The following is an 11,441-nucleotide window of genomic DNA, read 5'->3' as shown; positions in this document are numbered from 1 at the left end:
ACACCAGATTTGTTTGCTTATTCCTTCACACTACCCAAGATTAGCCCTTTCATGAAAAACCTCTGTAGAAACGGATAAACAAGAAGCACGGGCAAGGCACCAACGAAAATCTGCGCAGCTCTGGTTGTTCGATCCGATATGACAGATAAAGTCTGGATATCCTGTGAGGATAACAGGTCCATGTTGACCCCAACAATGACCTTTTGCAAAAAGCTGGCCAGAGGATAATTATCCGGTGAGTTCATCAAAATGATGCCATCAAACCAGGAGTTCCAATGTCCCACGATCGTAAAAAGTCCAACAGTTGCCAGTGCCGGAAGTGATAAGGGCGCATAAATACGCCACAAAACCGTCCAATAACCTGCCCCATCCATGAAAGATGATTCTTCCAATTCCTTGGGTAAACTCCTAAAAAAATTCAAAAGTAAAATCACGCTAAAAACCGGTACGGCCCCCGGCAAAATAAGTGCCCAAATCGTATCCATAATTCCAACATACTTAATGGTCATGTACCAGGGAATAAGACCACCGCTGAACAGAATCGTCAAAACGAAAAACCAGGCATATACAGTTCGAAATTTCAGGCTTGCATTTTCCTTAGACAGCGGGTAAGCCGTAATCACGATCAGCAGCATACTAAGTGTGGTTCCCAGCAGCACGCGTTCGAGCGTTATCACCATTGCGTTCAGAAATTTTTGGTTCGATAATATGAACGAATAGGACTTTGTTGTTATATCAATGGGCCATAGTGTAACCAGGCCTGCCGATGCAGCGCTGCTGCTGCTGAAGGAAACGGCCAAAATATGAACCATAGGCAGCACGCAGAGCAAAGAAAGCGCAATTAGAAACGTATAGTTAACAACATTGAACAGCCTCGATCCCCATGTCAAATGAAAGCGGGTTTGCATGATGATGGCTCCTTTCCTTAAAAAATCCGATATCTCACAAGCTTATAAGCAAGGAAATATGCCAACGAAATGAAGATAAATGAAATGACCGATTTGAACAGTCCTGCCGCAGTAGCCAGCCCGTATTGAAAATCGATCAAACCCATTCTGAACACCATCGTGTCCAAAATATCTCCGCTCTCATACACGACTGGGCTGTAAAGGTTGTAGATTTGATCAAAGCCTGCGTTTAATATTTGTCCCAAGCTCAGCGTAGCCAGCAATACGATAATAGGAAGCATTCCGGGCAATGTAATATGCCACATTTGCCGCAAACGATTAGCGCCATCGATCACAGACGCTTCATATAGCGAAGGATTAATGCTCGTTATTGCAGCCAAATAGACAATCGTGCCGAAGCCGAACTCCTTCCACACATCTGTAATGACAATAATGTATGGAAACCAGCTGTTCTTGCCGAGGAAGAAAATGGGCTCTGCACCGAACAGCTTCAGCAATTGATTGACGATCCCATCCGACGGAGACAAAATATCGATCATAATGCCGCTCAAAATAACCCATGACATAAAATGGGGTAAATAAACCATCGTTTGAATCCAGCGCTTCATCAGCTGCAGTCTGACTTCGTTAAGGAGCAGCGCAATGACAATGGGAAAAACAAGCCCAACCACGATCTTCATCCCCGCGATAAAAATCGTGTTGCGTAGCACGATATAGAAGTCGGGCAATTCGAACAAGAAGCGAAAATTAGAAAGGCCGATCCACTGTGAGCCGAGTACCCCCTTCATAGGAAGAAATTTCTGAAAAGCAATCACAATGCCTGCCATTGGAACATAACTGAACACCAGCACCAGCAAAATGCCGGGAATCAGCATAACATGCAGCGGCAATTGTCTCTTGAATTTAATCATCACATTCACACCTATTTGAGAGATTCAAAGATGGAAGGGAAGCTTCGATTCGATTGGCGCTTCTGAGCCGATTCTCCCCTTCCACCGATGCCTTAATTACTTCCGCTGCGCTGCCCAGTCATTCACTTCCCGGGTAATTTGGTCACCACCGAGCTTGTGCCAATTATTGACGAACGTATCGAATTCATCAATCTTGGATTCTCCCATAATAATTTTCGTGAAGGTTTCCATCATCATCTTCTCCAGGATAGCGCCCTTCTCACTCATGGTTGCGGTTGGAGCACCAAAGAATTCCTGTGATTGAACCAGACCATTATCCAGTTTCTCGATAACATAGGGCCAGGCACTCACATTCCCATACTTTCCTTCTTCGCGAAACGCAGAATTATCTCCGGCACGGTATGCAGTAATCACATCGTAATACCCTTTTTCCTCAATAGTCAGCTTGGAAGGGTCGTTATTTTCCAGTGCTTTCTTTAAATTCAGATGAATTTGGAGATTGGCATTAACCGGTGAAATAAACAATAGTGCATAGTTATTATAACGAAACCCATCTTTATCGATAAAATATTTCTCAATGTTTGCCCGTTCAGAAAAGGCATTGTCCACCATCAAATTTAACATTTTCACAGCTGCTTCCGGGTTCTTTGCTCCCTTACGAACAACGAAATACTGACTGACCGGGAAGTCCAATTGAATTTTCGCCGGAGTTGCATCAATGGAAGGTATGCCATAGGCCCGCCAGTCTGCGGACGGATCCTCCGTTTTGTTCATTTGCAACGGGTAATTGGCTCCATACCATGGACCGTACATCATGCCAATTTTACTGGAGATAAGCTGCTCGAGCACTTTGCCGCCATCCTTGACCGGAAATTCTTTATCCAGCTGCCCGGCAAGATACATCTCTTGCAGTTTGGCTAGTGCAGGCTTCACTTCAGGCTGAACACTTCCATAAACCAGCTTTCCGGAAGCGTCTTTAATCCAATGATTCACATAAGCATGATACCCGTTAAAAAATGGCTTCAACGAGCCCGAACCGCTCAAATGCAGCGTATTCGTTATGGCAAGCCCGTAAGTATCCGCTTTGCTATTTCCATCCGGATCCGATTTAGTAAATGCTTCAGAGATTTTGAGCACGTCTTGCATCGTCTTGGGCTCAGGTAAGTTCAACTTCTTCAACCAATCGGCACGTACCCACAGTACATGTGACTGATCCGACTCTGACCCGCTTCTGGGAATGGCCATCATCTTTCCATCGAAGGTTACCGAGCTCATCTGGTTCTTGTCGGCCCTTACGATCTCTTTCGTTAACGTAGACCCATATTTCTCGAACACTTCAGTAAGATCCTCGGCCTGATCAGAATCAACCATTTGCTTCAGCTGCGTGGCATTGACCAGCATAATGTCGGCCAACCCTCCAGAGGAAATCGCAATATTCAGCTTTTGATCATAGTCACTGTCGTCGGCCGTCCATAAGTATTTCACTTTAATGCCGAGCCGCTCCTCATAATCCCTGCTCCACACATTATTCTCGATAGACTCTCCATCCTTAAAGGTAATACCAGCCGATACGGCGCGGACAGCTGTCATCTCAATTGGCGGATCATATTTTCCTAGCGGATCAATCGCTCCATTCGGTGTACTCTCTTGTGTGTTTGTGTTATCTGTCTTCCCCTCATTTTGAGTGGTATTAGTGTTCGTATTGTTGCTGCTGTTGTCGCTCTTGTCCTTGCCGCTGCAAGCAGTTACAAACAACATTAAGATACAGAGGGAAATCAATCCCCACGTTTGCATCCGTTTTTTGTTCATGGTGTAGCCTCCTTATTAGGTGAAAAAGCTTTTCAGAATTTACTTTCCGGACATTTGAATGACCTTCCCGGTCACTCCTGTCTTAGAGTCCAAAGTATAGGCTGACCCGGCATGCCGGAAATCGTTATTCGATAATAAAATGCTTTCCGTTTGACTGCCCGTGACATACAGGAAGCTATCCGTGCCACGAAGTGCCCGGCAGCCGATCACGTGGGCTTCCTTCACATCCTCGAGCCAGACGGCTGGCATAGCCGGTTCCTCCCCCTTCTGCTTGCCGCTAAAGCCCTCCAGCTGCAGGTAATCCACATCAATCGCCTTCAATGCAGGCCAGCTTTCAGGTAATTCACTTTTCAGCCACTTCACACTCACATGTTGGAGGCTCACCTCACGCACATGGCGCAGAAAGATAAAGTACGGTACAAAATGGTACTCCGCATAGTGTTCAAGAGGATCCGGAACCTCAAGCCCGAATATCTTCTTTTTGGCAGCAATATTAAATTGAATATTGGTCAGCCTGATGCCTTCGATCTCAGCACCCGGATTGCCGATAATCGTACAAGCTCCATCCGATTCTGCAGTAATCTGGCTGATTTGAATGTTCCGTACCGTTCCTTTTTCCGCCAAAATAAAAATAGGGGTACCCTCTTGCGCCATCCGAATCGTCATACCTGTAACAGTAATGCCTTCGATCAGTCCGTGCTTGGCAACAAGGTTGATCACTCCGGCCGCATTATGAACCGAACAATTGCTAATGGAAATATTGCGCACCACCCCATAGCTTTCATTGTGCATCCACGGATCCAAGCCGGTATAAATCCGAAAAGCATCGCATGAACTCTCAAACGTGCAGTTGGTTATGGTGAAGTTCTCAGCCGGGCCGGATCCATCCCCATCAATAGCAATTGAATCATCTCCATTGACAAAATGGCTGTCGGAAATATGTACATTGCGGCAGGAGCTGATATGCAAACCATCCGTATTCGGACCGTAAAAATCATTAAGCACATGTAATCCGCGAATATGTACTCTTTCACAATCGATCAGCCAGCCTGCATAACAAGGGGATTGTTCAATGGTGATCCCCTCAATCAACACATTGCTGCAGCCGTCGAGGGTTATCATCATGGGGCGCCATTCCTTCGGCCAATATTTCGGCGGTGTTGAATTCCAGCCTTCACCGATCGTTTCTTTGGGCGTCCAGAATAACTTGTCCTGACCTACAATGTTTCCCCGGCCAGTGATGGAAATATGGGAAAGATATTTCCCATAAATCAATACCGGAAAGGTTGTCGGATTTAAACCTTTTTCATAGAAAGCGGGAATAAGGTAATCTTCCTTGTCCGTGCTGGTTAACAAAACCGCTCCGGCTTCAATATGCAGGGTTACATAATCCCTCAATACCAAAGTGCCTGTCAGATAGGTGCCTGGCGGAAAATAGACCGTCCCTCCACCCTTTGCAGCGCATTCGTCAATCGCCTTCTGAATCATCTGTGTATCTTTTGCAAGTCCGTCGCCAACAGCACCAAATATCGCTACGTCATACCATCTGTCCCTGTTAATAAGAAAAACCCCCAGTTACTCATAGTCTTGTTTGCCTACTAACAAATTATAAAATAGGGGAGGCTTCATATCTACGAAACAATCTTTACTTCTTGGGTCTTTTCTTTACGACATTATTGCTCTCTGTATTCGGAAGGTGAGACATTGGTCATTTTTCTAAAAAAGCGGGCAAAGTAGGTGGCCGATTCAAAGCCGAGTGCTTCAGCGATTTCATGAATTTTTCTCGGATTTTGCTTAAGCAGTTCCTTCGCCTTGTTCAACCGTGCCTCCATAATATACTCGGATAAAACCTGCCCTGTAATCTGTTTATAAAGCCGAGACAGATACGACGGATTGAAACCTGTGATTTCTCCGATGCGTGTTAGTGAAAGATCACTGGCAAGATTGCTCTCCACATAACGCTTAATCGCCCGGATGACCTCCCGATCCCGTTCTTCTTCATCCTGATGCCTCAGCTCAAATAAAACCTCTGCCGCCCGCCATAAGAACTCCAAAGCTTCCTCCCATCCAGGATGGCTTTCCATTTTTGTTAATTTACTTATATCGATTTGCATCCGGATCGCCTCTACTTTCCCGGACCTGTTCATATGAGAAAAATAAATGGCGATCATCGAATAATAAAGCTGCAGCCGCAGCCCTTCACCTTCCGCCCGACCGGAGGTCCCCCCGGCAAGCTTGATCATTTCGGATAAAAGTGTAAAAAACTCGTTCTTTTGCCCCGTTTCCAAATACGTTTCCAATTTAACCATCTTGCTCATACTGACGCTGATGGCCGCATCGCGATCATGGCCCGCCTCCTGAAAATGCTCCGCTACGTTCTTCTCCGTCATCAGAAGCTCCTGCTTCATCCCCAGGTAGGAGGTTAACATCAATTTCAACTGTTGAAAATTTTCAGCGCAGCGGTTCCACGCTACCGGCTTATCGCCGATCAAAAAAGAAACCGGCAGCTTCAACAGCTGCTTGCAGGTGGACTGCACCAATTCCAAAGTGCTGGTAAGAAAGAGCATCGTTGTTTCCCATGATCCATCAGCCTCCTGGAGCGTATGCTCCTTTTGCTGCACCAACCAGACTAGCTTCGATTGATCATAGGAAATCAGTGCTGTGTTTACCGATCCATGCAAGCATTCTTCCATTATATTTTGCAGGGCATAGACCAGCAGCATCCGGTCGGAAGGCTTGGCATACGCTCCCCAATCATCAACCCTCCCGAGCAGCAGCAGAACCGGACGTTTGCCGTCTAATGAAAGGCTCAGCTCTTCAATTTGTTGGGCGATCACCGTCTCTAAACGTATTTGCCCCTGCAGCACATCCCATAGAAACTCCTTCTGCAGCAGCGGCAGTGCCGTTTTCATTTGCAGCTTCGCCTGTTCAAGCAGCAGATCGGACTCAAATTGCCGCTGCAAGTAACCTACAGCCTTCTCCACGGCTGCAAGGATAGTGCTCTCATCTTCCGTCTTCAGAATATAGTCAGCCGCTTCATGCCGAATGGCATCCTGAACATAATGAAAGTCATCAAAGCCTGTCAAAAAAATAACTCTGGAGCGCGGCCAAAGACGGCGTATTTCCCGCTGCAGATCCAGTCCACTCATAACCGGCATTCGGATATCGGTCATCACAATGTCGATTGAAGTGCGCTTCAACCAATTCATCGCTTCAATCGCCGAGTAAGCACGGTAAATGTCCAGCTCCAGCTTATCGTAGTTTTCAAACAGCTGCACAAGCCCCTCCACAATCAATTCTTCATCGTCAACGATCAGCAATCGAATCATCAGAATTCTCTATCTCCTATCTCCATTGGAATTTTCATTTCCAATTTTCATTTCGAATCTTCATATCGAATCTTCATTTCGACCCTCAAGCCGCCTAGCGTACTTCTTGACAAGACGAGGCCGCTGCTATCGCCAAATTTTAATTGCAGCCGCCGATGTACATTGATCATCCCTGTTGTTTCTGTTTCATCTGTGGCCGCTGCCAATTGCCGATTCATTTCTGTGATACGCTCATCTGTCAGACCAGCGCCATTATCTTCTACAATAAGCAGCAGCAGTTCCTGCCCTTCTTCACTTCCTTGATCAAGCTTCAATTCAACAATGCCGTCGCTGAGCGTCTCTTTCAAGCCGTGCTCGTAAGCATTTTCCACAATTGGCTGCAAAATTAACTTGGGAACCTTGATCTCCTTGATCCTGATGTCACTGTGAAGCGCAGGAGATTGTCCACACCTTGTCTCCATCCTCCGTGAAAAGCGCAGCATCTGAATTTCAACGTAAGCCAACGTGTGGTTCCATTCCGTTAGCAGCAGCACATCATCGGCGTTGTTGCGGGTAATGTAACGAAAATACTCACCAAGATGCTTGCTTAATCGAAGCGCTTTATCTGTTTCGCCCAATTGGACAGTTTGATGCAGCACGAAATAACTGTTGTACAAGAAATGGGGATTGATTTGCGATTGAAGCTGCTTTAACTCCGATCGCTGGGAACGAAGCTTTTGCTCATATACTTCGTGAATCAACACTTGCAGCCTGCGCACCATGGCATTAAACTGCTTGTATAAATAACCAAACTCATCCTCCGGCTTGTGGTAAATAGCAACTCCAAGATCCCCCTTTTCCACCTTGCGCAGCGCATGCACCAATTTGCGGACTGGACGGTGAATAAGCCGATAGATCCATAGGGAGAAAATAGCTACTATAAGCACAGAAGTCAGCGACAGCCACCATAACCAGATTTGACTATCCTTGAGCTGGCCTAGCACCTCTCTTTCCGGCATATAGACCAGCAGCGTCGTGTTCAGGACAGGAGATCTTTCGTAGATCGCCAAATATTTCGTGTCATCAACTTTAATAGAGCGGCTGCCATGATCTAATCCCCGGCTTTGTTCCTCAGCAAGAAACGTCTTCATTTTGGAAACGGCTGTCTCGTCGTTATCGCTGGATACAGCCCACTCCATATTTTCACCTAATAACAAGACCCCTCCTACCCGATTTTTATCAACATCCATCAAGGACTGCCTGATCTTATCTGCAGAAAGCTCCACCTCAAATGCATACAGCGGCTCTTGTGACGGACTGATCACTTCCGGGTACACCCCTCCAATGATCAGGCGATTGTTCCACGATACGATTGAGGTATCCAGATTATTTTTCATATTTCGAAAAACGAGCAGCTCTTCCTCCGACATCGGATCCACAAAGCCATCGGTAGAAATCGTCCTTTGAATGAGGGGAATGTGTACCTGGATATCGCTTACATATAGACTTGACGATTGCAGCAGCTTCAGCTTCTCCATAATTCTCTTCACAGCTTGAGCAAGCTGGTACTGTGTCATCACCGGAGCAATAACACTAACATCCTGCAGATCGCCATCATACACATACTCGTTCCTCAATGTAACAATCCGCAGAAATTCCGCTTCAAAGGAACTCAAATAAAAATGGACCCGTGACTCCAACGATTGCTGAATCTCCGCTCCAACCCTGCTGGATCCCGACTTATTCATCGCAAATCCCAGCATATAAAGCGGCATCACAACCATCAGGAAAGCAATTACAATTTTGGGATAAACCGAAAATCGGCGAAAAACCGTCATATTCATTACTAGTTCTTCCTCTCAGCTTTTCTCACAATCATTCCGATATGGTTATATTTCTAGAGTGAGCTGTTTATTCCTTTAAACTTTATAAGAAAGACACCCTTGCGGCTTCCTTTGAGGTGCATGCTCGTGACGTGGGTGCGTTGAGGAGGGAAAGGCTGTTGGCTCCAGCCGCTGTTAAAGATTTGTTCCCTTGAACGATATAAATGAGGAGTAGGAACAAATCTTTAAAGGCGGACGCGAACGCTCTTCCTCCCACAGCCATTCCCTCTCCTTAGCTACAATCGCACGATTCACTGGAATCAAGCGAGATCAGGCAAATTAAGCAAATCAAGTAAATCAAGCGAACACCAAGCTCAAGCGGACAGCCAGCAAGGGCTATTCTCTTGATTTGAGGAGATTTCCTAGCGGGCGCAGGCGCTGGGAATGAAGAGCGCGCGCAGCTGAGGAGGATCTGCTACCTTAACGATGTTTTTCATCGTTAAAAGCACCGTGTCCTCCCATATCCTTGCTTTAACGATGAAAAACATCGTTAAATGAAGCATACGAAGCACACGCTCAAAAAGGACTGCCAATAGTGGTTGATTCCTGAGGGACGGGGACGGGGATGGTGGCGATAGGGAAATCTGCGCTTCAAACCGAACTCTTCATCACTATAAAGCTATAAAGCTGCACCATGTGACTGATTTCTTTCATTCCAGGTATCCTCATAACTTTTACTTTCATAAGTTCACAAAAAAACCCACCATTAGTTCCATGGACGGAATCAATAGTGGGTTTGCTATTTATTTATTCCTTTTCAAGTGGTTGAATGATTGATTGATTGATTGATTGATTGATTGATTGATTGATTATTTAATTCACTTGCCACCAGCATCATTAATATGTAAACCTAAAGGATAAATCGGCTTACGTAAATGATTATATTCAAAATGCATCAGGTTGGCGCTGCAGCAGCCAGGTGTATCCACGTATATGACGCGCTTGGCGAAAGTGCCAAATGCAGTTTGCCAGGCGACGGCTGATTTCACAACGATCATCTTGAAATCGGTTGGCCAAAGTCCCGCATAACGGATATGTCCTAGATCCCAAGGAGCCATCCGCTTCTCGGTGAGTACGATGGTCAGATTTCCGGATTCGACTACCGCAGTTAACCCCATGTCCGCTGACTGACCTGCCCTGAAAGGGCCGATGTTATGATAAAAGCCGTCAAACAGCAGCCGGACTTTCCCTTCGATTTGTACAGGTTCGCCGTGAAGCGCATCGCTCTTGCCGCCTACAAGACCTGCAAAATTACCACCGATGCCCACAGCTGAAGCCAGCTTTACTGCCTCGGGATCACGAATTACAATCAAGGCACGTTCCGGCAAATTCAGCAGCTGGCCAAGAAGATGTGTAGCATCCGCTGGAGCACCTCCGCCCACATTATCGGAGCCTTCCACGAGGATAACCGGACCTTCCGGTTCGGAGAGCGCCTCCTGGATGGCGTCAACCGGAGACCAATAAGCTACATCGAAGGTTTCCTTCAGTTCAATTGCCAAGTTCTTTAGTTCCGCTGCATACTGCTCCGCAAGCTCGCTATCTCCATCCGTTGTCACAACGAACGACATGCCCGCGTCTTCTATATCACTATATGGGAAGCCTCCTGCTACGGATACATTCAGCACTTTCTCGTTCTTTTCGATCTCAACAGCCCGTTCAATCAGCAATTTCATGCTGCCTTCGTCGGTGATCATGCCTTGTGGTACAAGCAGCAAACCTGTATGGGCATAAGCCTGACGAGGCTTCACTTCACCTTTAAGCATGCGGACCAGCAATTCGTAAGCCTCAACGCCGCGTTCGTACATATCGATATGCGGATAAGTATCATAAATCACGGTAATATCAGAGAGAGCAGCCATTTGCTCGGTAACATTAGCATGAAGATCAATCGTTAATGCAATCGGGAAATCATTGCCTAGTTTTTCACGAAGCCGACGCAGGCATTCCCCTTCGAAATCGGGATAGTTCTCAGAAACCATCGCTCCGTGCATAATCAGCACCAGTCCATCGCTACTCGCATCAATAGAGTCCAGCATGATCTCAATGAGTCTGTTATCCAAGGGATTGGCTACGATGCCGCTAGGCAAGGCCGCCGTATAAAAGCCTGGCAGCAGCTTTGCTCCGTGCGCTTTTGAAGCATCGAGCAGGCCTCCCATCGTCGTCCGTGTGCCGCTATATTCTTCGGCAAAGGCCTCGTATCCAACAATCCATTCTTCGCGAAATGCTGGCTCCTGTGTTAAGCCTGGTGCAAATGTATTGGTCTCGTGAAAAATACCGGCAACCGCAATCTTGTAATCGCTGCTGTTCATTTTTTCCTCCTGGGATAAAAGCATTTTTTCTTTTTGGCTTGAAAACTTGAAATAAGAACTTCATTTACACACCAAAGTTTTATCTATTAAAACTATTGTTTCACTTAAATAATAGTAGAATTTCACCCGTTTGTAAACCACTTTTTACGCAGCGGAACAGGCTAAAAACAATTTATTGATTCATCCTGAAAGCCTTGATACGACTGACTTTCCGGGTTTTTCACAAGTGAAAAAAAAGCCTTTCCGGCTTGCACCAGAAATGCCCTTGATTGGATTGCCCTTATCATTGATAACACTCCATCACTAATTGCAG

At 46.1% G+C, this 11,441-nt stretch carries 7 protein-coding genes; all 7 read right to left on the bottom strand.

Features of this window, described 5'->3' with window-relative positions:
• Positions 1 to 17: 17 nt before the first annotated feature.
• Positions 18 to 908: a carbohydrate ABC transporter permease gene (locus J2Z66_RS25995; protein WP_209975658.1), complete on the bottom strand. Its 891-nt coding sequence runs from the start codon at positions 906 to 908 to the stop codon at positions 18 to 20.
• Between the two features lie 17 nt (positions 909 to 925).
• Complete coding sequence (locus J2Z66_RS25990) at positions 926 to 1,819, bottom strand: ABC transporter permease (protein ID WP_209975657.1); 894 nt, start codon at positions 1,817 to 1,819, stop codon at positions 926 to 928.
• 96 nt (positions 1,820 to 1,915) lie between these two features.
• On the bottom strand, positions 1,916 to 3,628 hold the full coding sequence (locus J2Z66_RS25985; RefSeq protein WP_209975656.1) for an extracellular solute-binding protein: 1,713 nt from the start codon (positions 3,626 to 3,628) through the stop codon (positions 1,916 to 1,918).
• 39 nt (positions 3,629 to 3,667) lie between these two features.
• On the bottom strand, positions 3,668 to 5,158 hold the full coding sequence (locus J2Z66_RS42930; RefSeq protein ID WP_376774480.1) for a glycoside hydrolase family 28 protein: 1,491 nt from the start codon (positions 5,156 to 5,158) through the stop codon (positions 3,668 to 3,670).
• Positions 5,159 to 5,301: 143 nt separating this feature from the next.
• On the bottom strand, positions 5,302 to 6,957 hold the full coding sequence (locus J2Z66_RS25975; protein WP_209975655.1) for a response regulator transcription factor: 1,656 nt from the start codon (positions 6,955 to 6,957) through the stop codon (positions 5,302 to 5,304).
• 47 nt (positions 6,958 to 7,004) lie between these two features.
• On the bottom strand, positions 7,005 to 8,780 hold the full coding sequence (locus J2Z66_RS25970; RefSeq protein ID WP_209975654.1) for a sensor histidine kinase: 1,776 nt from the start codon (positions 8,778 to 8,780) through the stop codon (positions 7,005 to 7,007).
• A gap of 857 nt (positions 8,781 to 9,637) precedes the next feature.
• Positions 9,638 to 11,128: a M81 family metallopeptidase gene (locus J2Z66_RS25965; protein ID WP_209975653.1), complete on the bottom strand. Its 1,491-nt coding sequence runs from the start codon at positions 11,126 to 11,128 to the stop codon at positions 9,638 to 9,640.
• Positions 11,129 to 11,441 lie beyond the last annotated feature (313 nt).

Source organism: Paenibacillus eucommiae (genome assembly GCF_017874215.1).
Classification (GTDB): domain Bacteria; phylum Bacillota; class Bacilli; order Paenibacillales; family NBRC-103111; genus Paenibacillus_AI; species Paenibacillus_AI eucommiae.
The sequence above is the reverse complement of the archived record's forward strand: the minus strand, read 5'-3'. Positions and strand labels throughout refer to the sequence as shown.